Origin of the sequence: Acidovorax sp. ACV02 (assembly GCF_014851475.1) — a bacterium.
Classification (GTDB): Bacteria; Pseudomonadota; Gammaproteobacteria; order Burkholderiales; family Burkholderiaceae_C; genus Acidovorax; species Acidovorax delafieldii.
Genome location: NZ_JACUZU010000010.1, coordinates 91,032 through 112,509, shown reverse-complemented (window position 1 = coordinate 112,509; position 21,478 = coordinate 91,032). Strand labels below are relative to the sequence as shown.

Genomic DNA, 21,478 nt, shown 5'->3' with positions numbered 1-21,478 from the left:
CCGCAAAACACGAGAGCACGTGCAAGTTATTGATTTATATACATTTTTCACTGCACAATTTTTCATCAATCTGTTGCAAGCACGGCGCGGAGCCACTTTGCGAGGCTGTGGATGTGGGTTGCCCACAAAGTTATCCACAGTTTTTGTGGGTGAGCGCGGTGATGGGTGGCGTGCGCGATAACGTAACGGTTTGTGACGCGGTGGCCGCCGCAAGCTAGGCCATAATCGCCGATTGCTTTCATCTGCGCGGAGAGAGATTTGCTGTCCATCATACAAGCCGCAGGCTGGCCCATCTGGCCCCTGATCGCGTGTTCCGTCCTGGGACTGGCACTGATTTTTGAACGTTTTCTCGCCCTGAAAACGGCCCGCGTGGCCCCCCCCAAACTTCTCGACGAAGCCATCACGGTGTCGTCCAAGGCCTTGCCCACCCCCGACGTGGTGAACCAGCTGGCCCAGAACTCGGCCCTGGGTGAAGTGCTGGCCAGCGGCCTGCGCACCCTCAACAGCAACCCCCAGTGCAGCGAAACCGACCTGCGCGCCGCCATGGAAGGCACCGGCCGCGCGGTAGCGCACCGGCTGGAGAAGTACCTGTCGGCCCTGGCCACCATCGCTTCAGCCGCGCCACTGCTGGGCCTGCTGGGCACCGTCATCGGCATGATTGAGATTTTTGGTTCGCAGGCGGGCGGCGGCGGTGTGGGCCAGGCCATGGGTGGCGGCAACCCGGCCCAGCTGGCGCATGGCATCTCCATCGCGCTCTACAACACCGCGTTTGGCCTGATCGTGGCGATCCCCTCGCTGATCTTCTGGCGCTACTTCCGGGCCCGCGTGGACGCGTATCTGCTCACGCTGGAGCTGGCGTCGGAGCAATTTGTTCGCCACATCCTGCGCCTGCGCAAAGCCAAGTAAGCGCCATGAACTTTCGTCCCCGCGCCAAGGATGAGCCTGAGATCAACCTGATCCCGTTCATCGACGTGCTGCTGGTGATCCTCATCTTTCTGATGCTCACCACCACCTACAGCAAGTTCACGGAGCTGCAACTCACCCTGCCCGTGGCCGATGCCGAGCAGCAGCGCGACCATCCCAAGGAAGTGATCGTGTCGGTGGCCGCAGACGGCCGCTACGCCGTCAACAAGACCGGCGTGGAAGGCAAGAGTGTGGATGCCATCGCCCAGGCTCTGCGCAGTGCCGCCACCGCAGGCCGCGACAGCGTGGTCATCATCAGCGCCGACGCCATGTCGCCACACCAGTCCGTGGTCACCGTGATGGAAGCCGCGCGCCGCGTGGGCCTCACGCAGATCACGTTTGCCACGCAGTCGTCCGCGTCGGGACGCGCGGCCAGCCGCTGACGGGCATGGCCGCTTCCGGGCCGCAGCCGCCCCGGGCTTCGGCCCCGCAGGTCTCTCCGCCCACGGCCGAACAACGGCTTCACAACATCTGGCAGTCCCGGGGTCCAGCGGCTTGGGCACTGTGGCCCGTCTCCCTGATGTATGGCGCGTTGGTGGCGCTGCGCCGCTGGCTGTATGGCAGGGGCTGGCTTCGCTCCGAACACCCGGGCCGCCCCGTCATCGTGGTGGGCAACGTGATTGCCGGAGGCGCCGGCAAGACCCCGATAGTCATCGCACTCGGCAAACACCTGCAGGCGCGTGGTCTGCGCCCGGGCGTGATCTCGCGCGGTTACGGTCGCAGCACACAAGACTGCCGAGCCGTGCAACCCGACAGCCCCGCCAGCGAGGTGGGCGACGAGCCGGCCTTGATTGCCCGCAGCGTAGCGGGTGGCGGCACGGTGCCGGTGTTTGTGGCCCCGCGCCGCATCGCTGCCGCACGCGCGCTGCTGGCCGCGCACCCTGACACCGACGTTCTCATTTGCGATGACGGCTTGCAGCACCTGGCGCTGCAGCGGGACTTGGAGATCTGCATCTTCAATGACCAGGGCATCGGCAACGGATTTCTGCTGCCTGCCGGCCCGCTGCGGGAGCCCTGGCCCCGCGCCGTGGACATCGTGCTGCACACAGGCAGTGCGCCACCGCACGGGACCACCGCGCCTGCATTTGAGCTGCAGCGTAGCCTGGCGCCCTATGCCCTGCGGTCGAACGGCCAGCAGGTGCCACTGGCCCAATTGCAGGGGCAACCGCTGCATGCGGTGGCAGCCGTGGCCAGGCCCAGCGAGTTTTTTGCCATGCTGCGCACCCAGGGCCTGGCGCTGGAGCGCACCGAGGCCCTGCCAGATCACTATGATTTTGATAGCTGGCAGCGCATATCCGACCAGCGCATGCAGCTTGTTTGCACTGAAAAAGACGCCGTAAAGCTCTGGACCCGCCATCCTGACGCACTGGCTGTTCCCCTGGTCGCGCAGATGGACCCGCAATTTTTTACCGCCCTCGATGCCTGGCTCCATCGAATTACGACCGGCCCAGGAGCCCAAAGGCCGCCGCTATCATCTGCCCCTGCCTGAACGAACCCTCCCGGAAAGCTCCTCCCCCATGGACCCCAAACTGCTTGAACTGCTGGTCTGCCCCGTCACCAAAGGCCCCCTGACCTATGACCGCGAGGCGCAGGAACTCGTGTCGCGCAGCGCGCGGCTGGCCTACCCGGTGCGCGACGGAATTCCGGTGTTGCTGGAAAACGAAGCACGCACCCTGACCGACGAGGAACTGGAGCAGTGAGCGCACCCGTGCCCGCCTTAGCCCACACCCCCTTCACCGTGCTGATCCCGGCACGCATGGCCTCAAGCCGCTTGCCAGACAAGCCTCTGGCCGACATTGCGGGCCTGCCCATGGTGGTGCGCGTGGCCCGGCGTGCTGCGCAGAGCGCCGCAACCCGCGTCGTGGTGGCGGCCGACGATGCCCGCATCCTGCAAGCCTGCGCAGTGCATGGCGTGGATGCCGTCATGACGCGCACCGACCACGCCAGCGGCAGCGACCGCCTGGCCGAGGCCTGCCTACAGCTGGGACTGGACGGCGACGACATCGTGGTCAATGTGCAGGGTGACGAGCCGCTGATAGACCCCGGCCTCATCAATGCCGTGGCAAGCCTGCTGCAAGACCGAGATGGAAAGCGCCCCGAAGCCAGCATGGGTACCGCTGCCCATGCCATTGCGTCTCTGGCCGACTACACCAACCCCAATGTGGTGAAGGTGGTGCTGGACGCGCGGGGTCTGGCCCATTACTTCAGCCGTGCACCCATCCCTTTTGGCCGCGACCACGCGAGCACGGCCTGGTGGGAGGGCGCGGCACAGGCCGCCCAGCCCGGCGTCAAGGCACTGCAAGGCTTTGCACCGCTGCGGCACGTGGGCATCTACAGCTATCGCGCAGGGTTCTTGCGGAAATTTCCGCAGCTGGCGCCAGCACCGACCGAGGCGGTGGAGGCCCTGGAGCAGCTGCGCGCACTCTGGCATGGCCACCACATCGCCGTGCACCTGGCAGACGCAGCGCCCGGCCCTGGCGTGGATACGCCGGAGGACCTGGAGCGGGTGCGCGCGCTGTTTCGCTGAAAGCTCTCTGGCGCCGCCATGCGGTGTGCGCTGCGGGCGCACTTTCAACGCACTGGGGACGTACAGCGGGGCGCCGTGGTGGGCACGTGGAGGCGCCGACCTAGAAACGGTCACCCATGTAAGTCAGCGCAAGGTGGTCACATGCTATCCTCAACTGTAACGAGAGCACCGCATCCCGGGCGCACAGAACGGCTTCAGGCGCCCTTCGAACGTCCCCGCCAGCGGCGCCACCCGATTTCTAACCTTCGAGGACATCCATGAGACTGATTCTGTTGGGCGCGCCTGGCGCCGGAAAGGGCACGCAAGCCACGTTCATCTGCCAGAAGTACGGCATCCCCCAGATCTCCACCGGCGACATGCTGCGCGCAGCGGTCAAGGCCGGCACCCCCCTGGGCCTGCAGGCCAAGGCCGTGATGGATTCGGGCGCCCTGGTCAGTGACGACATCATCATCGGTCTCGTCAAGGAGCGCATCACGCAGGCAGACTGTGCCAACGGCTTCCTGTTCGACGGTTTCCCCCGCACCATTCCCCAGGCCGACGCCATGAAGGCCGCAGGCGTCAAGCTGGACTATGTGCTCGAAATCGACGTGCCCTTTGACGCCATCATTGAGCGCATGAGCGGCCGCCGCTCGCACCCCGCCAGCGGACGCACTTACCACGTCAAGTTCAACCCCCCCAAGGTGGAAGGCAAGGACGACGTGACCGGCGAAGAACTGATCCAGCGCGAAGACGACAAGGAAGAAACCGTCAAGAAGCGCCTGCAGGTCTACAGCGACCAGACGCGCCCCTTGGTGGACTACTACAGCAACTGGGCCAAGGATGAACCCGCTGTAGCGCCCAAGTACCGCGCCATCAGCGGCACCGGCAGTGTGGACGAGATCACCGCACGCGCGCTGCAGGCGCTGGCCAGCTGATACATTGAACCAGGAGCAAAAAACCGCCTGACACACGTTGGGCGGTCAAGCCCCATCAAAGCGACGCACCGCACCAGGGCGTCGCTTTTTTCATGGGCCGCCTTGAAGCATGGCAGCCGCGACAGCCGCCTGCTGCGGGCGTGTGCGTTGACTCAGGCAGGACTGGACCGCAGGCCGTAGGCTTTGCCGTCCACAAACAGGTACTCGGCGCGCAGTACCGCCTCGCCCTTTTCGTCCCGCAGGCCAAAACCCACGACTGATACAGCGGTGCCTGGCTTGATCTCTGGCACCTGCCACGCCTGCATGCGGGTCAAAGGCGCCAGCTCAATCTCCCAGACGCGGTCCTTGCGGGTGGGGAGCACCGTTTTGGCCAGCAGCGCGCGGCCATCCACGGGCGCTGCCTGCGCGGGGATGGCACGTTGCGCAAGGTCCGCTGGCAACCGGAGCGCAGCGGGCAGTTCCAGCTCCAGCTCTGCGTGCGGGTTTTGCCAGCGCACTTTGCGCGCTGTGCCCTCCAGATACAGCGGTCGGTCTGCATCGAAACTGCTCCAGCCATGGTGGGCGTGCACCCCCAAAGGCAAGGCACTGGCGGCGATCAGCACATGACGACGTTGCAAGCCCATAAAGACTCCCGCAGGAATAAAACCCGGTTCAAGAGGCCATATCAAAGGTACGCAATCCAGCGGCCACAGGCCACCACCGACAGCCAGATCACGGTGGACACCAGCATCTGCAGACGTGCCAACCCGTCCAGGCGTGCAAGCGAACCGCGTGCATGAAACCACGCCGCGTTACAGCCCGCAAGCATTAACAACAGCATCTTCAAGGTAAAGGCGCGGTTGCTGAGCAGCTCCGCAGGCTGGGTGGCAAACATCAACAGACCCGATGCTGCCGCCAATCCAAAGCCACACACGGCCAAAGTCAGACCCAGCCGCGCGAGGTCTTTCATCGGCAAGGCCGCACCGCGCCCAAACACCCGCAACTCCAGCAACACCAGATTGCCCAGCAACAGCGCAATGCCCACAATGTGGACGACTTCGAGCGCTGGATAAGCCCAGGCGTGTGTCTTGAGTGCGGTGAACACGGCTGGCAGTCCTTTTGGATCAATCCGCCCGCAGCAAATCAAGCATCAGAGCGACCCGCGCCTTGACTGGCGACAGGCCTTGCGAGGCAGACAGCGCATCACCCGGCTTGGGTAGCACCTGTCCCTCGGCGCAGCGGGTGGAGCGCACCACCCGCACTCCGGCTTTCTGCGCGCGCACCAGGGCAGCCTCCAGATCGTGGTGGATCGTGCCATTGCCGGTGCAAGCCACCACCAGGCCCTGCACCCCCTCTCGCACCAGAGCATCAACCGCCCTGCCCGACGCGCCTGCGTGGTTCATGACGATTTCCACCCAGGGCCAGGCAACAGCGTTCACTATACTATTTATAGCGTTATCGGCATGATTGACATGCGCTACCGGGCTAGTGCAGGCCCAACGGACCACGCCCTCTTCCACCCAGCCCAAAGGACCGGCCTCGCCCGATCTGAAAGCATTGACGCGGTAGGGATGCACTTTTTGCACATGCCGAGCGCCATGCACTTCACCCGCAGCAACGGCCAGCACACCTGTTGTACCCGGTGCCAACACCAAAGCCACCGCATCCAGCAGGTTCTGGGGTCCATCGGGGGTCAGGGCTGTGGCGGGCCGCATGGCGCAGGTCAGCACCACGGGCTTGCGCGCATCCAGCACCTCGTGCAAAAACCACGCGGTCTCTTCCAGGGTGTCTGTGCCATGGGTGATGACCACACCTCTCACCTCCGGGTCGCTCAAATGGTGCGCGCACCGCAGAGCCAGCGTGCGCCACACCTCGCAATCCATGTCCTTGCTGTCGATCTGCGCCACCTGCTCAGCAGCCAAGGCGCCCCCTGCCAGTGCCTGCAGGCCTGGCACGGCCGTCAGAAGTTGCTCCACCCCCACCTGGGCAGCGGTGTAGCCAATGTTGTCTCCCGCCTGCGCAGAGGTGCCCGCAATCGTGCCACCGGTGCCCAAAACCACAATTTTTTGCCCACTCACTTGCATACTCCGAAAAACTGGTGAAAAATACAGTTACTGGATTAAAAAACAGTTGTTCGCCACTGTAACCGCCTGCACCGGAAACCACCATGCTCGACAACCCCAAACTCACCGCCCGCCAGCAGCAGATTCTGGATCTCATCCAGACCGCCATCGCACGCACCGGCGCGCCTCCCACCCGCGCAGAAATCGCGGCCGAGCTGGGTTTCAAGTCAGCCAACGCGGCAGAAGAGCACCTGCAGGCCCTGGCCCGCAAAGGGGTGATCGAACTGGTCAGCGGCACCTCGCGCGGCATCCGCTTGCGCGGAGACACAGTGCGCTCCATCAACGCAGCCCGTGGCAACCAATTCAGCCTGCCCATCCCGGGTCTGTCGCAGCTGGTCTTGCCCCTGGTAGGTCGGGTGGCTGCTGGGTCGCCCATTCTCGCGCAGGAACATGTGGACCAGACCTACAGCGTGGAAAACAGCCTCTTCCAACACAAGCCCGACTACTTGCTCAAGGTGCGGGGCATGTCCATGCGCGACGCCGGCATCATGGATGGTGACTTGCTCGCCGTGCAGTCCACCCGTGAGGCTCGCAATGGTCAGATCATCGTGGCCCGCCTGGGCGATGATGTCACCGTCAAGCGACTTCGCCGCACGGCCACTGCCATCGAGTTGCTGCCCGAAAACCCCGACTATCCCGTGATCGTGGTGCAGCCCGGCGAGCCTTTCGAAATCGAAGGACTGGCAGTGGGACTTATCCGCAACACCATGCTGATGTAGCTTGTGCCCCAGGGGCCGCACCGTGGGTGGCGGGCGTTTGGTGAACGGATACAACCGATTCACCAGCCCTGCGGTGCAGGTCCCGTTGAATGCCAAGGCCTCTCAGGCAATGCTTGATGGATCGGCGGAGCAGCTGGCTGCACTGTCGAGGGATCAACTCGCACTGCGTCTGTCTGCACTGGTTTTCGACCACTTTGCAATCCTGCCTATGTTCAACCCCCGACTTTCGGAGTTTTCACATGGGAATTGCTTTGTTCACCCTGTCTGCTGTGCAGAACCCTCTTCGCAGTCTTAAAAAGCTGCTTGCCAACCCAGCCGGTGCCCCCAAAGACAGACTGGACCTGCGGGCACAGCCAGTCGGCATGAGACGTGCCAGGCCAGGCAACGCCCCAGCATCGGCCTCCCGCAGCGATGAAGCTCAAGCCCTGGTTCCCAGCAACTCCACAGAGCCAAAGGCGCAACGTCCATTGCGCGGAAATTGGCCCTTTACCGCCAAACCTCCAGCACGAACGCCGGAAAGCCCGACCAGACCCTCTGCCACCCACCGCTCCTTCCTGCCAACACACATGGCCAGCAGCAAACGACAGGCCTTCTTGGCGTCGGTGGGTGCAGACCACTGCCCACCACAATCCACCCGGGTGCTGCGTCGGGCCTCTGACACAGGCACCTGCCGCCTGGTAATTGCTGGCCGCATGGCCGATGTGTGCGCAGAGCTGGACCGCCTGGCAGCGTCCGAGGCGCTCCGGGCCTGATTCGCAGAGCGCAGCAGGCGGCACGAGCGCCAAGCCCTCTTCTACGCCCCGCGCACCAAGGCTGCGGCAATGTCAGGCAGTGCTCGATCCGCAAACGTCTAACACCGGGGCACCGGCAGGTCCAAAAATCTGCGCCGAGCTGCAGCAGTCGTGGTGCATGGAACTCTCTGAGTGCGGACTTCCGTGCACGCGCAGTGCAAGAAATACGTCTGCGGGGCCCATGCAGCACTCAGTCACCAAAAAACCGCAGGCTTTGGTATGCCCAGCACGGCCCCTGTTGCATTCCCCTGCGCCCGTCAAGGCACAATGTCGGCATGAATATTGTGATCCTCGACGATTACCAGGATGCAGTGCGCAAGCTGCATTGCGCCTCTCGGCTCGACGCATACACCGCCAAGGTGTACACCAACACGGTCAAAGGGCTGGGGCAGCTTTCGGTGCGGCTCAAAGACGCCGACATCATTGTGCTGATCCGCGAACGGACCCAGATCACACGCCAACTGGTTGAAAAGCTCCCGCGGCTCAAGCTCATCGCCCAAACTGGCAAGATTGGGAGCCACATTGATGTAGCGGCATGTACCGAGCGGGGGATCGCCGTGGCAGAAGGGGTCGGCTCCCCTGTGGCTCCCGCCGAGCTGACCTGGGCCCTGGTGATGGCCTCCATGCGCCGCCTGCCACAGTACATCTCCAACCTCAAGCATGGCGCTTGGCAGCAGTCCGGTCTCAAGACCGCGTCCATGCCCCCCAACTTCGGAGTCGGCAGCGTGCTGCGGGGTAAAACACTGGGTATCTGGGGCTATGGCCGCATAGGACAACTGGTGGCCGGCTATGGACGGGCGTTTGGCATGAACGTGCGCGTCTGGGGGCGTGAAGCCTCGCGCGCGCAGGCGCTGACGGATGGATACCAGGCCGCCGCCACGCGCGAAGAGTTTTTTTCGCAGTGCGACGTGATCTCGTTGCACCTGCGCCTGAACGACGAAACGCGCGGCATCATCTCGCTTGAAGACCTTTCGTGCATGAAGCCCACCTCGCTGCTGGTCAACACGTCGCGTGCAGAATTGATTGAACCCGACGCGCTCATCGCAGCACTCAACCGGGGTCGCCCGGGCCTGGCAGCCGTGGACGTGTTTGAGAGCGAACCCATCCTGCAAGGCCACGCCCTGCTCCGCCTGGAAAACTGCATCTGCACGCCACACATCGGGTACGTGGAGCAGGACAGCTACGAGCTCTACTTTGGTGCAGCTTTCGACAATGTGGTGAATTTCATCAAAGGCACGCCTACCAACATCGTGAATCCTGGCTCGCTACAAGTCAGGCGCTAACAGATCAACCCGTTGCAGCGTTGGCAACGCTGACCACACCGCGCAATTAAAAAAGGCTTCCCGAGGGAAGCCTTTTTTGCGATTGTTGCAAGGCACCGAAAAGCCCCGCAGCAGAAAGCAACACTCCAATTACAGAGGTGTCTTCTTGCCGTCCTTGTAGACGTACAGCGTGATCGCTGGGTTCTTCATTTCGCCGTTGGGTTCAAAGGCGATGGTGGAGGTCACGCCCTTGAAGTTGGACTTGGCGAGTTCGTTCACGTACACCTTGGGGTCCACGGAGTTGGCGCGCTTCATAGCGTCCACCAGCAGGAACGTGGCGTCATAGGTGTAGGGGCTGTACACCTGGAACTGGTTGGGGTACTTGGCGTCGTACTTGGCCTTCCAGGCCGTACCGCCAGGCATCTTGGCCAGCGAGGAGCCGCCTTCCGCGCAGATCACGTTAGCCAGGGTCTTGGCACCGGCAGCCAGCTTGGCGATTTCGGACGTGCAGACGCCGTCACCACCGAAGTACTTGACGTTGGCCATGCCCAGCTGTTCCATCTGACGCAGCATGGGGCCGGCTTGAGGGTCCATACCACCGTAGAACACGGCATCAGGGTTCTTGGCCTTGATGGCGGTCAGGATGGCCATGAAGTCCGTGGCCTTGTCGGTCGTGAACTGCTCGTCCACCACCTTCATGCCCTTGGCCGTAGCGGTCTTCTTGAACACATCGGCAACACCTTGGCCGTAAGCAGTACGGTCATCGATGATGGCAACGGTCTTGAGCTTCAGGGTGTCCACAGCGTAGAAGGCCAGACCAGCGCCCAGGGCGTTGTCGTTGGCGATGATACGGAACGTGGTCTTGTAGCCAGGCTTGGTCAGGTTGGGGTTGGTCGCAGCGCCCGTCACCATGGGGATGCCGCAATCGTTGTACACCTTGGAGGCGGGGATCGTGGTACCGGAGTTGAGGTGGCCGACAACGCCAGCGACCTTGGAGTCGCACAGCTTTTGTGCGGCAGCAGTGCCCTGCTTTGGATCGGCAGCGTCATCTTCAGCCTGCAGCTCGAACTTGATCTTCTTGCCGCCGATGGTGACGCCTTGAGCGTTCAGCTCTTCAATGGCCATGCGGGCGCCATTTTCGTTGTCCTTGCCGTAGTGGGCTTGGGCGCCGGAAACCGGAGCCACGTGGCCGATCTTGACCACCTGCTCTTGTGCAGAGGCCACACCAGCAACAGCCGCGATAGCAGCAACCACGGTCAGTTTCAACTTCAATTGCATATCAAATCTCCAGTAAAGATAAACGCTGAGAATCTTCTTGTGTCTCAACGCAGGCGAACATATCGCAATTTACGGGCCAGATCATTAGGGAACACGATTAAACGCAAGAGAAACCACAGGGGAATACCCTGTCATCCCTTGGACACAGGGGGCGCACCACTCGCCAGCTCGTCCGCCACCGCCTCGTACACCGCATGCCGCACCACCGATTCGATCTCTTCGCGCAGACGCGGAAGCACTGACCGCGTCTGCTCCTGCACCACTGTGGCGATTGCTTCGCGCAAGCGCTGGTCCAGCACTACATCCACGCGCTGCATGACGCGGTGCACCATGAACTCCTCCATCCCATCTGGCAAGGCGCGGGCCGCAACGGGCGCAGCCCCTGGCTTTGGGCCAGCAGGGGTGGCAGCATGAACCGCCGGGCGAGGTTGGACATGGGATACCGGAGAACGTGATGCCAGGGGAGCAGCCACAGGGATTGGCGCAGCCACCGGGGAGGCCACAGGACGCTCTGTGGCAGGGGGCGCAGCGACCTGCGCCGCACCAGCCGGTCGCGCAGTGGGCAATGCAGGCCTGGCCAACGCCACAGACTGCGACGGCGACAGGACGGTGGTGCGGACCGCCGGATTTGGAGCCCCCGGCGCGAGGGGCGCCACGCCAGGCACCTGCACCACTTCGGTGAGCGTGGGTACAAACCGTGGAGGGGTTTTGGGTGGGAGCGCCATCAGCCCGCTTTCAACACCAGATCATGGCGGGTAATGGCATAACCTCGGGACGCGTAATGGCGCCAACGCGCACGCGCCTGAGCACGGTCGGCTTCGTCCTGGGCGCTCACCACTTCGACCAGACGGTCAAACCGGCCAAAACCTTCCGGGACTTCCGCATTCAGGTTCAACAGCACTTCGTGATGCGGTGCCAGGCGTGCATCCTGCGCCAGCAACACCGGAGAGGCCTGAACCAGCTCCTCGTCCGAGTCGGCATGGCAATGGGCCACAAAGTCCTGAGGGGCCAACAACCAGAGCATGCGGTCCAGCGCCTGAAGCGCATCCGCAGGCGCGGCAATGACCAAACGAGCCCCGCTGCGCTGCACCTTGCGCGCAAACCGGCATGCGTAGGCCAGCTTGTCGGGCGCGTTGAAGTGAAAGGCCACCTCGGTCATGACGCGTCAAGCAGCCTTGGGGCTGGAGGACCGCTTGGCGGCTGGCTTGCCCACAGCTCCAGCAGCGGCCGTCCTGGTCACGGAGCGTGACGCGGACTTGGGTGCCTTGGCTTGTCGGACCTGCGACCTGGACTGCTCCAGCACATAGTGCACCAGCAGGCCGACCGGGCGTCCTGTGGAACCCTTGGCCGCGCCTCCCTTCCAGGCAGTGCCCGCAATGTCCAGGTGAGCCCAGGGCATGTCGCCGACGAACTTTTGCAAGAACTTGGCAGCGGTAATGGAGCCACCCGCACGCCCCGCCACGTTGCCCATATCGGCAAAGTTGGTCTTGAGGCCGTCGGCATAGTCATCGTCCAGCGGCATGCGCCAGCAGAGGTCTTGCGCGGCCTCACCAGCCGCCTGCAAGGACTCCGCCAGACCGTCGTTATTGGCAAACAGACCGCTGCGTACGCCTCCCAAGGCGATCACGCAGGCGCCGGTCAGCGTCGCAATGTCCACCACAGCAGCAGGCTTGAATCGCGCTGCATAGGTCAACGCGTCACACAACACCAGGCGCCCCTCCGCGTCGGTGTTCAAAATCTCGATGGTCTGGCCGCTCATGCTGGTGACCACATCACCAGGCTTGACGGCGCGCCCGTCCGGCATGTTTTCGCATGCGGGGATCAGGCCCACCACATTGACGGCAGGCTGCAGTTCGCCCAGCGCGCGGAAGGTTCCCAGCACGCTGGCAGCGCCGCACATGTCGAATTTCATCTCGTCCATCTCGGGCGCGGGCTTGATCGAGATGCCGCCGGTGTCAAAGGTGATGCCCTTGCCCACCAGCACGATGGGTGCCTGGTCCTTGGCAGCGCCGTTGTAGCGCAGCTCGATGAAACGCAGGGGCTCTTCAGAGCCCTTTGCCACAGCCATGAAGGCGCCCATGCCGAGACGCGCCACCTCTGCCGGGCCATGGACCTTGCACTGGATGCGTGGCAACTTGGCCAGGGTTTTGGCCGCATCCGCCAGCAGGCTGGGAGTGGCGTGGTTGGCTGGGCGATTGCCCCACTCCCTCGCAAACTCCACACCAGCGACCAGGGCGACCCCGCTGTCAAACCCGTCACGCGCACCGGTGGCATCGGGCACACCCACCACACAGCGGCTCAGGCTGCGTGCCTCCACCTTGGTCTTGGTGGTGGTGTAGACATAGCTCACGTCTGCCACCGCCTGCACAGCAGCGCTGACAGACGCCGCCGGGGCTGCGCCGGCAAAACACAGCACCACGCGCTTGGTCTGGGGCGCCTTGATGGCACCACCCAGTGCCTGCAGCGCCTGGCGCGTTGCGCGCGCCGATCCATCGCCCAACCCCACCAGCACCACGCGGCGGGCTGCAACGGCAGGCACCTGGTACAGCTGTAGGTGCTTGCCCGCCTTGGTGGTCAGATCTCCGTTCTTGAGTGCCAAGGCCGCCAGAGCAGAAAGCGCGTCCTTGCCCGGCTTGAAGCCCTCGGGAAGCAGGACGATCAGCAGGTCGCATTTCTCCGAGGCTGCCGCAGCAAGTTCAAGGGTCTTGAGATCAAAGTTCATAATTGGTGTTTTCCTTCCAGCCAATGTTATTCGATTCATCCATCCGCAAGGAGCTGGCGCGCAGCTTCGGCGCGACCCTTGTGGTGCTGGTGACCGTGGTCATGACCATGATGCTCATCCGCACGCTGGGCCAGGCCTCCAAGGGCAGTGTCAGCCCATCCGACGTGATGCTCGTCATGGGCTTCACCGTCTTGGGGCAATTGCCCACCATTCTCAGCCTCAGTCTGTTCATTGCGGTGGTCGGCACGCTGTCGCGCATGTACCGCGACAGCGAAATGGTGATCTGGTTCGCCAGCGGGCGCGGCCTGATCAGTCTGGTGCGACCCCTGCTGCGCTTTGCCTGGCCGGTGATGGTGGTGATTGCCGTACTGTCGCTGCTGGTGTGGCCTTGGGCCAACTCCCAGATCCAGGAACTCAAGACCCGCTACGAGCAGCGCAGCGACATCGACCGCATTGCACCGGGCGAGTTCCAGGAGTCGTCCAACGGCAGCCGGGTGTTCTTCATCGACAAGGACACCCCAGACACGCAGGCCGCCAACAACGTCTTCATTGCCGCCAATGACGGCAAACGCGAATCCGTCACCTCCGCCCGCAGCGCCCGGCTGGAGACCCAGGGCGGTGAACGCATGGCCCTGCTGAGCGACGGTCAGCGCCTGGAGACCTCGCGGGACAAGCCTGGCGTGAAGATCAGCGAGTTCAGCCTGTACGGCACCCGCATCGGTAGTGCAGCCCCAGGTGCGGCGGAAGAACTGGCGGTGAAGACACGCACGACCTACGACCTCGTGATGCGGCCGCTGCCGGCCTACCGCGCCGAGCTGGGCTGGCGGCTGGGCCTGGCACTGGCCGCGCTCAACTTTGTGCTGCTGGGTCTGGCTGTGGCCAGCGTCAACCCACGCGCAGCGCGCAGCACGAGCATGGTGTTTGCGCTGTTTGCCTTCATCGTGTACTACAACCTCATGACCTTGGGCCAGAGCTGGGTGGGCGCGGACCGGCTGGGCCTGACCAGTTTCATGGTGCTGCTGCATGGCGGCATGCTGGCGGCCTCACTGCTGGTGCTTGCTGTCCGACACAACCAATGGACGATGGGCCGGCTATGGCAGTCCGTGCGCGCCGGAGGGCAGTCCGCATGAAAACCATCCGCCGCCTGATCCACCGTGAGGCGCTGGGCGCCGTCACCTTCGTCACAGTGGGCTTTCTGGCCCTGTTCTTCTTTTTTGACTTGGTGGATGAGCTCCGCTGGGTGGGCCGTGCGGGGGAGGATGGCTACCAGCTATCGCACGCGCTGCTGTTTGTGGTGCTCAGCATTCCCAGCCATCTGTATGAACTGCTGCCCATCACCGTGCTGATCGGCACCATCTTTGTGATGGCCCGCCTGGCCCAAAGCTCGGAGTTCACCATCATGCGCACCAGCGGCATGGGCCCCTGGCGGGCGCTGCGCACCCTGCTCACGCTGGGTGGCGTCTTCGTGCTGCTGACCTTTGCTGTCGGTGACTACCTGGCCCCCCTGACGGACCGCACCGCCCAGCTCATCAAGGTGCGCTACCTGGGGCGGCTGACAGCAGGCGCCACGGGCGCATGGCTCAAAGAGCGGCAGGAAGATCACTCCTTTGCCGTCAACGTGCGCGCGCTCACCCCCAATGGCGGCATGCTGGACGTGCGCATCTTCGAGTTTGACGACAAGGGCCGTCTGGCGTCGCAGACGCGGGCCGCGTCAGGGCAGTTCGGCTCGGATGGAGCGTGGACCCTGGAGAAGGTGCAGCGCAGTCACTTTGAACAGCAAAGCGACAAGAACGAGGCCCGCGTGGAGCACCTGGAAAGCCCCTCCCTGCAGTGGCCGACCAAGATCAGTGCCGACATGGTGGCAGCCTCTTTGCTCAAGCCCGACCGCATGGCCACTCTGGACCTCTTTCAGTTCATCCGGCACCTGAACGCCAACGGCCAGTCTGCCCAAAAGTACGAGATCGAGTTTTGGCGCAAGGTGTTCTACCCCTTGAGCTGTCTGGTGATGGTGGTGCTGGCGCTGCCTTTTGCGTACCTGCATTTCCGCTCGGGCGGCATCGCGGGCTACGTGTTCGGCGGCGTGATGGCGGGCATCAGCTTCTTCCTGCTCAACAACGTCTTTGGCTATGCGGGCAACCTGCAAAACTGGTCGCCATGGCTGACAGCGGCGGCGCCCGGCCTGATCTACTCCCTGCTCTCGCTGGCGGCCTTTGGCTGGCTGGTGCTGAGACGCTGACACCCTGACCTCGCCCCGCCCCGCCCCATGACCCACGCCATCGTCCTGTTTGCCCACGGGTCCCGAGACCCCCTGTGGCGCGCCCCTATGGAGGCAGTCGCAACGCGCATTGCAGCGCAAAGTCCGGGCCGCCGAGCCATCTGTGCCTACCTGGAACTGTGTGAACCAGCCCTGCCGGACGCCGTCCGGCAACTGGTGGCCGATGGGGCCACCGCCGTCACGGTGGTTCCGATGTTTCTGGGCACCGGCAAACACGCGCGGGAGGATTTGCCCCTGCTGGTGCAGGAGCTGCGCACCGCCCACCCCGCCGTGCAATTCCACGTCCAGGCCGCCATCGGGGAGGATCCACGCATGACGGCCTTGATGGCAGAGATCGCCTGCGAAAGCCCGCCGCTCTGAAATTTCTGCGGTGCGGTTCATTCGCTTAGACGATTACAGCATAATGATGCAATCTTTTAGGCGATATTCGATATGAATCTGCACCAATTCCGCTTCGTTCAAGAGGCTGCGCGCCGCAACCTCAACCTGACCGAGGCCGCCAAGGCCCTGCATACCTCGCAGCCAGGCGTCTCCAAAGCCATCATCGAGCTGGAAGAAGAACTGGGCGTGGACATCTTCGCCCGACACGGCAAACGCCTCAAGCGCATCACCGAACCCGGCCAGCATGTGCTCAAAAGCATCGAAGTCATCATGCGCGAGGTAGGCAATCTGAAGCGCATTGGCGAGCAGTTCAGCGCGCAAGACAGCGGCACCCTCAGCATCGCCACCACCCACACCCAGGCGCGCTACGTGCTGCCGATGCCTGTGGCCCGCCTGCGCGAGGCCTACCCCAAGGTCAACGTGAGCCTGCACCAGGCCACACCGCACGAAGTGGCCCGCATGATCATCGACGAGGTGGCCGAGATCGGCATGGCCACCGAATCCCTGGCCGACTACCCCGAACTTGTCACCCTGCCCTGCTACGAATGGCAGCACGTGCTGGTGGTGCCCAACGACCACCCTCTGGCGCAAAAGGAACGCATCGGTCTGGACGACCTTGCGCACGAAGCGCTGATCACCTACCACCCCTCCTTCACCGGGCGCGGCAAGATCGATCACGCCTTTGCAGCGCGCAAGCTCACGCCCCGCATCGTGCTCGAAGCCATCGACTCTGACGTGATCAAGACCTATGTGCGCCTGGGCCTGGGCATCGGCATCGTGGCCGAGATGGCCATGCGCGACGACCCGGTGGGCGACCTGGCCGTGCGCCCCGTGGGTCACTTGTTTGGGCAGAGCGTGGCCCGCGTGGCCTTCAAGCGCGGCGCCTACCTGCGCAACTTTGTCTACAAGTTTGCCGAGCTGCTCAGCGACCGCCTGAGCCGCGAGCTGATTGCCCGTGCAATGACTGGGCACGTCAACGATTACGAACTCTGACTTGCGCTCTCCACCAGAAGCCTTCTGACTCTTCCAGAATTCCCCCGTTTTCCAAGCTGCTGCGCCATGACCTCCACCACCGCCCGCACACCCGCCTTCCCCAGCAAGCTGCCCAACGTCGGCACCACCATCTTCACCGTGATGTCGGCGCTGGCCACCGAACACAAGGCGGTGAACCTGGGCCAGGGCTTTCCTGACTTTGAATGCGCGCCCGAGCTGGTGAACGCTGTCACCGCCGCCATGCAAGCCGGCCACAACCAGTACCCGCCCATGACCGGTGTGCCCGCCCTGCGCGAAGCCGTGGCCCGCAAGATCGAGACACTGCATGGCCGCGCCTACAACCCCAACACCGAAATCACCATCACCGCCGGTGCCACGCAGGCCATCATCACCGCCATCCTGGCCATCGTGCACCCGGGTGACGAGGTGATCGTGCTCGACCCGTGCTACGACAGCTATGTGCCCAACATCGAGCTGGCCGGCGGCAAGGCCGTGCGCGTACCGCTCACACCCGGCACCTTCCGGCCCGACTTCGCCAAGATCAGCGCGGCCATCACACCCCGCACCCGCGCCATCCTCATCAACAGCCCGCACAACCCCAGCGCCACCATCTGGACGGCCGAGGAAATGCGCCAGCTGGAAGACCTGCTCGCCCCCACCGACATCCTGCTTATCAGCGACGAGGTGTACGAACACATGGTGTTCGACGGTGTCGAGCACCAGAGCGCTGCGCGCTTTCCCGGCCTCGCCGCGCGGGCCTTCATCGTGTCCAGCTTTGGCAAAACCTTCCACGTCACCGGCTGGAAAGTCGGCACTGTGGCAGCGCCTGCAGCGCTCACAGCAGAGTTCCGCAAGGTCCACCAGTTCAACGTGTTCACCGTCAACACACCGGTGCAGCACGGCCTGGCGGCCTACCTGCAAGACCCCACGCCCTACCTGCAGTTGCCCGCGTTCTACCAGGCCAAGCGCGACCTGTTCCGCGAGGGCTTGGCGGGCTCGCGCTTCAAGCTGCTGCCCAGCACCGGCAGCTACTTCCAGTGCGTGGACATTTCGGCCATCAGCGATTTGAACGAGGCCGATTTCTGCCAGTGGCTCACCCGCGAGGTGGGCGTGGCGGCGATTCCACTGTCCGCGTTTTATGGCGACGGGTTTGACCAGCGTGTGGTGCGGTTCTGCTTCGCCAAGAAGGACGAGACGCTGCGCGCCGCGCTGGAGCGGCTGCGCAAGCTCTGATCCGCAGGGCCCTCCAGGACTCTTACTTCGTCTGCCGCGCCAGCCACACACCCGCAGCCGCCAGCGCCATCCCCGCCAGCGCCCAGCCGCTGAGCGTCTCGCCAAACATCGCCCAGGCGATCAGCGCTGTGGTGGGCGGGGTCAGGTAGAACAGGCTGGCCACATTGACCGCGCCGCCCCGGCGGATGAGCAGGTTCAACAGGCTCACGGCCCCCAGTGAGAGCACCAGCACCAGCCAGCCCAGCGCAAACACAAACTCGCCGGTCCACGATATGGCCATGGATTCGGTGGCGTAGGCGACGGCGGCCATGGCCACCGCACAGGGCAGGTACTGAATGACAGAGCCCGTGCGCAAGTCGAACGAGGGGCAAAACCGCTTCTGGTACAACGTGCCCGCCGTGATGCCCAGCAGCGCGACCACCGCCGGCAGCAGCATGCCCAGCAAAGCACCAGCCGGCACGGTAGCCACCTTGCCGGCCACTACCAGCGCCACGCCGGTGAAGCCCAGGGCCAGGCCCGCCCATTGGGCTGACCGCACCTTCTCGCCCAGCAAAGCCCCGGCCACCAGGGCTGTCAGCAGCGGCTGCAACCCCACCACCAGCGCTGTAATGCCCGACGGCAGCCCGTGCCCGATGGCCATGAACACCCCGCCCAGGTACACACCGTGCACCAGCAGGCCCGACACCCCGATGTGCAGCCAGGCCCTGCCCGAAGGCGGCCACGGCGCACGCGCTACGGCGACCACCGCGAGCATGAGCACGATGACGATGGCAAACCGCAGCGCCAGAAAGGTCAGCGGCTCCACATACGGCAGCCCCAGCTTGGCGCCGATAAATCCGGTGCTCCAGAGCGCCACAAACAGCAGGGGGACGAGGGAATCGAGCGGACTGGAAGCGCTGGGACGGAGCGGTGTGGCCTGGGTCATGGAGAACAGAAGCGTGATGCAGGGTGGGATGATCGCAGCTTGCGAGCGCTTTTGCTGCAGGCCAATGTGAGCGTTCTCTAATGACCCGTTGGAAGAACGGACAGACCTCAAGGTGCGCCACACCTGCCGAGCGCGCAGACGCCCGAAACCAGTGCGAGAACCGGCAAACCCGCGCTTCAAAGTAACGTTTTGAATAAAAACGGCCTGTAGCGCTTGAATGGCAAGCGCATAAAGCTATAAATTCAATAGCAAATTGCTATGCATCTTGATGCCAGCACAGCCTGGCGCCCGCGCATCTTGATGCGATCTTGATACCCCGCGCCCCACTCTTGCGCCCGTCTTGATGCGGCCGTTCCTAGCATCGGTCCATGTCTCAAGGAGGACGCTATGGACTGGATATTGATGGCGGTGGGAGGCCTGCTGTGGCTGGCCGTCTATGGCTTGGCCAAGGGTTGCGCGCTGCTGCAACGCCAGGCACAAGGGGGGCGGTCATGACCAGCGGCTGGATGATTCTGGCGGCCGTGCTCGCCGCTGCGCTTTTGGTGTACCTGATCGCCGTGCTGCTGCGGCCGGAGGACTTTTCATGAGCACCGGTGCCTGGCTGCAATTGGCGGTGTTTTTGGCACTGCTGCTGGCGCTGGCTTGGCCGCTGGCGCGTTATATCGACACCGTGATGGCGGGCCGCTTTGCGCTGGGACGGAGGCTGGAAGGCCCGCTCTTCAGGCTGGCAGGCGTGCGGCCCGACGAAGAGACCGGCTGGCTGCGCTACGCGCTGGGCCTGCTGGTGTTCAACGGCCTGGGCGTGCTGGCGGTGTATGCACTGCAGCGTTGGCAGGCTGTGTTGCCGCTCAACCCGCAGGGCATGGCTGCGGTGGCGCCCGATTCGGCCTTCAACACCGCCATCAGCTTTGTCACCAACACCAACTGGCAAGGCTATGGCGGCGAGAGCACCATGAGCTACCTCACGCAGATGCTGGCGCTGACGGTGCAGAACTTTCTGTCTGCCGCCACGGGCTTGGTCGTCGTCATTGCGCTGGTGCGTGGCTTTTCAAGGCACTCAGCACAATCCATTGGCAATGTGTGGGCCGACCTGACCCGCGCCACGCTGTGGGTGCTGCTGCCCCTGTCGCTGGTGTTGGCCGTGGTGTTTGCAGGCCAGGGCGTGATCCAGAACCTGTCGCCTTACACCGAAGTACAGACACTTGAGCCCGTGCACTACGACGCGCCCAAGCTCGATGGTGCGGGCCAGCCGGTGCTGGACGCCCAGGGCGCCCCGGTGACGGAACCCGCCACGCAAGCCACCCAAACGCTGGCCATGGGCCCCGTGGCCTCGCAGTTGGCCATCAAGATGCTGGGCACCAACGGTGGCGGCTTCTTCAACGCCAACTCGGCCCACCCGTTCGAGAACCCCTCGGCCGCCAGCAACCTGCTGCAGATGCTGGCGATCTTCCTCATCCCCGCCGCGCTGTGCCTGGTGTTTGGCCGCATGGTGGGCGATGAGCGCCAGGGCTGGACGATTCTGGCCACGATGAGCCTGCTCTTCGTGGTCGCAGTAGTGGCAACCACCGCCTTCGAGCAGCAAGGCAACCCACTGCTGGCATCGCTGGGTGTGGACCAGGCAGCCAGCGCCCTGCAGGCAGGCGGCAACATGGAAGGCAAGGAAACGCGCTTTGGCATCGCCACCTCGGCCCTGTTCGCAGTGATCACCACGGCCGCCAGCTGCGGCGCGGTGATTGCGATGCACGACAGCTTCACCCCCCTGGGCGGCATGGTGCCCATGGTGCTGATGCAGATGGGCGAGGTGGTGTTTGGCGGTGTCGGCTCGGGCCTGTACGGCATGCTGGTGTTCGCCATCATGGCGGTGTTCATCGCCGGGCTGATGATTGGCCGCACGCCCGAGTACCTGGGAAAGAAGATCGAGACGCATGAGATGAAGCTCGTCTCCATCGCCATCCTCGTCACGCCCCTGCTGGTGCTGCTGGGCACGGCCGTGGCGGTGATGAGCGAGGCAGGCCGCGCAGGCCTCTCCAACCCTGGCGCGCACGGCTTCAGCCAGGTGCTGTATGCGCTGTCTTCCGCCGCCAACAACAACGGCAGCGCCTTCGCTGGCCTGTCGGCCAACACCCCCTTCTACAACGTGCTGCTGGCCGTGGCCATGTGGCTGGGCCGCTTTGGCGTGATCGTGCCGGTGCTGGCCATGGCCGGGTCGCTGGCCGCCAAGAAGCGCGCCACCGCCACCGATGGCACCTTGCCCACCCATGGCCCGCTGTTTGTGGCGCTGCTGGCGGGCGTGGTGCTGCTGGTGGGCTTGCTGAACTATGTGCCCGCCCTCGCGCTGGGCCCGGTGGTAGAGCATCTCGTGCTCACACCCCGTTAAGAAATGGCTGGGAGAT

The 21,478-nt window shown here is 63.9% G+C and carries 24 protein-coding genes; 16 read left to right on the top strand and 8 right to left on the bottom strand.

The features are described 5' to 3' along the window. The first annotated feature begins 258 nt into the window (after positions 1–258). The 6 genes from IB236_RS21770 to adk all read left to right on the top strand — a co-directional run bounded on the left by IB236_RS21770 (position 259) and on the right by adk (position 4,404). On the top strand, positions 259–906 hold the full coding sequence (locus IB236_RS21770; protein ID WP_056062406.1) for a MotA/TolQ/ExbB proton channel family protein: 648 nt from the start codon (positions 259–261) through the stop codon (positions 904–906). Between the two features lie 5 nt (positions 907–911). Next, positions 912–1,346 carry a biopolymer transporter ExbD gene (locus IB236_RS21765; RefSeq protein ID WP_056062402.1) on the top strand — a complete coding sequence of 145 codons (435 nt, stop codon included), beginning with the start codon at positions 912–914 and terminating at the stop codon, positions 1,344–1,346. A gap of 5 nt (positions 1,347–1,351) precedes the next feature. Next, the gene (gene lpxK, locus IB236_RS21760) at positions 1,352–2,452 is read left to right on the top strand and encodes a tetraacyldisaccharide 4'-kinase (protein WP_192422194.1); all 1,101 of its coding nucleotides are present in this window, start codon (positions 1,352–1,354) and stop codon (positions 2,450–2,452) included. Between the two features lie 28 nt (positions 2,453–2,480). After that, a complete protein-coding gene (locus tag IB236_RS21755; protein ID WP_056062396.1) occupies positions 2,481–2,663 on the top strand; it encodes a Trm112 family protein in 183 nt (60 codons plus the stop codon). Further along, positions 2,660–3,490, top strand: a complete 831-nt coding sequence (gene kdsB / locus IB236_RS21750; RefSeq protein ID WP_192422193.1) for a 3-deoxy-manno-octulosonate cytidylyltransferase — start codon at positions 2,660–2,662, stop codon at positions 3,488–3,490. Before IB236_RS21755 ends, kdsB begins: the two co-directional genes overlap by 4 nt. A 257-nt stretch (positions 3,491–3,747) precedes the next feature. Further along, entirely contained in the window at positions 3,748–4,404 is a 657-nt protein-coding gene (adk, locus tag IB236_RS21745; protein WP_056062394.1) for an adenylate kinase, read from the top strand. Positions 4,405–4,556: 152 nt separating this feature from the next. Here the strand turns inward: adk and IB236_RS21740 are convergent, their stop codons facing one another. From IB236_RS21740 to IB236_RS21730, 3 genes are read right to left on the bottom strand one after another with little or no spacing between them, the layout of a single operon-like run. After that, the gene (locus IB236_RS21740) at positions 4,557–5,027 is read right to left on the bottom strand and encodes a DUF6152 family protein (RefSeq protein WP_121943015.1); all 471 of its coding nucleotides are present in this window, start codon (positions 5,025–5,027) and stop codon (positions 4,557–4,559) included. A 41-nt stretch (positions 5,028–5,068) separates the two neighbouring features. Next, complete coding sequence (locus tag IB236_RS21735) at positions 5,069–5,488, bottom strand: hypothetical protein (RefSeq protein ID WP_192422192.1); 420 nt, start codon at positions 5,486–5,488, stop codon at positions 5,069–5,071. A 19-nt stretch (positions 5,489–5,507) separates the two neighbouring features. Further along, the gene (locus IB236_RS21730) at positions 5,508–6,467 is read right to left on the bottom strand and encodes an asparaginase (protein ID WP_192422191.1); all 960 of its coding nucleotides are present in this window, start codon (positions 6,465–6,467) and stop codon (positions 5,508–5,510) included. 83 nt (positions 6,468–6,550) lie between these two features. Here IB236_RS21730 and lexA point away from each other — a divergent pair, with 83 nt between their 5' ends. From lexA to IB236_RS21715, 3 genes are all read left to right on the top strand, one after another. Further along, positions 6,551–7,225 (top strand): transcriptional repressor LexA, encoded by a 675-nt coding sequence (lexA, locus tag IB236_RS21725; RefSeq protein WP_056062380.1) that lies wholly within the window; start codon positions 6,551–6,553, stop codon positions 7,223–7,225. Between the two features lie 566 nt (positions 7,226–7,791). Beyond that, the gene (locus tag IB236_RS21720; RefSeq protein WP_192422232.1) at positions 7,792–7,977 is read left to right on the top strand and encodes a hypothetical protein; all 186 of its coding nucleotides are present in this window, start codon (positions 7,792–7,794) and stop codon (positions 7,975–7,977) included. Positions 7,978–8,291: 314 nt separating this feature from the next. Continuing rightward, the gene (locus IB236_RS21715) at positions 8,292–9,299 is read left to right on the top strand and encodes a D-2-hydroxyacid dehydrogenase family protein (protein WP_056746014.1); all 1,008 of its coding nucleotides are present in this window, start codon (positions 8,292–8,294) and stop codon (positions 9,297–9,299) included. Positions 9,300–9,428: 129 nt separating this feature from the next. Here the strand turns inward: IB236_RS21715 and IB236_RS21710 are convergent, their stop codons facing one another. The 4 genes from IB236_RS21710 to IB236_RS21695 form a co-directional block, all read right to left on the bottom strand. Further along, positions 9,429–10,556 (bottom strand): branched-chain amino acid ABC transporter substrate-binding protein, encoded by a 1,128-nt coding sequence (locus tag IB236_RS21710; protein WP_056062370.1) that lies wholly within the window; start codon positions 10,554–10,556, stop codon positions 9,429–9,431. A gap of 131 nt (positions 10,557–10,687) precedes the next feature. Beyond that, positions 10,688–10,888 (bottom strand): hypothetical protein, encoded by a 201-nt coding sequence (locus tag IB236_RS24420; RefSeq protein WP_225581307.1) that lies wholly within the window; start codon positions 10,886–10,888, stop codon positions 10,688–10,690. A 392-nt stretch (positions 10,889–11,280) separates the two neighbouring features. Then, entirely contained in the window at positions 11,281–11,715 is a 435-nt protein-coding gene (locus IB236_RS21700) for a DNA polymerase III subunit chi (RefSeq protein WP_056062368.1), read from the bottom strand. Between the two features lie 6 nt (positions 11,716–11,721). Beyond that, positions 11,722–13,278: a leucyl aminopeptidase gene (locus IB236_RS21695; RefSeq protein ID WP_192422189.1), complete on the bottom strand. Its 1,557-nt coding sequence runs from the start codon at positions 13,276–13,278 to the stop codon at positions 11,722–11,724. Positions 13,279–13,301: 23 nt separating this feature from the next. Here IB236_RS21695 and lptF point away from each other — a divergent pair, with 23 nt between their 5' ends. From lptF to IB236_RS21670, 5 genes are all read left to right on the top strand, one after another. Beyond that, positions 13,302–14,408 carry an LPS export ABC transporter permease LptF gene (gene lptF, locus IB236_RS21690; protein ID WP_056746020.1) on the top strand — a complete coding sequence of 369 codons (1,107 nt, stop codon included), beginning with the start codon at positions 13,302–13,304 and terminating at the stop codon, positions 14,406–14,408. Then, positions 14,405–15,514: an LPS export ABC transporter permease LptG gene (gene lptG, locus IB236_RS21685; protein ID WP_056062363.1), complete on the top strand. Its 1,110-nt coding sequence runs from the start codon at positions 14,405–14,407 to the stop codon at positions 15,512–15,514. The genes lptF and lptG overlap by 4 nt, the downstream gene beginning before the upstream one ends. Positions 15,515–15,541: 27 nt before the next feature. Further along, positions 15,542–15,913 (top strand): sirohydrochlorin chelatase, encoded by a 372-nt coding sequence (locus IB236_RS21680; protein WP_056746021.1) that lies wholly within the window; start codon positions 15,542–15,544, stop codon positions 15,911–15,913. A gap of 72 nt (positions 15,914–15,985) precedes the next feature. Beyond that, positions 15,986–16,927 (top strand): CysB family HTH-type transcriptional regulator, encoded by a 942-nt coding sequence (locus IB236_RS21675; protein ID WP_056746023.1) that lies wholly within the window; start codon positions 15,986–15,988, stop codon positions 16,925–16,927. Positions 16,928–16,993: 66 nt separating this feature from the next. Further along, the gene (locus IB236_RS21670; RefSeq protein ID WP_056746026.1) at positions 16,994–18,160 is read left to right on the top strand and encodes a pyridoxal phosphate-dependent aminotransferase; all 1,167 of its coding nucleotides are present in this window, start codon (positions 16,994–16,996) and stop codon (positions 18,158–18,160) included. A gap of 22 nt (positions 18,161–18,182) precedes the next feature. Here IB236_RS21670 and IB236_RS21665 read toward each other — a convergent pair whose 3' ends face one another. Beyond that, positions 18,183–19,085 carry a DMT family transporter gene (locus tag IB236_RS21665; RefSeq protein WP_192422188.1) on the bottom strand — a complete coding sequence of 301 codons (903 nt, stop codon included), beginning with the start codon at positions 19,083–19,085 and terminating at the stop codon, positions 18,183–18,185. Positions 19,086–19,576: 491 nt separating this feature from the next. Between IB236_RS21665 and kdpF the strand changes: the two genes are divergently transcribed. After that, positions 19,577–19,672: a K(+)-transporting ATPase subunit F gene (gene kdpF, locus IB236_RS21660; RefSeq protein ID WP_056062349.1), complete on the top strand. Its 96-nt coding sequence runs from the start codon at positions 19,577–19,579 to the stop codon at positions 19,670–19,672. Beyond that, complete coding sequence (kdpA, locus tag IB236_RS21655; RefSeq protein ID WP_192422187.1) at positions 19,669–21,462, top strand: potassium-transporting ATPase subunit KdpA; 1,794 nt, start codon at positions 19,669–19,671, stop codon at positions 21,460–21,462. Before kdpF ends, kdpA begins: the two co-directional genes overlap by 4 nt. Positions 21,463–21,478 lie beyond the last annotated feature (16 nt).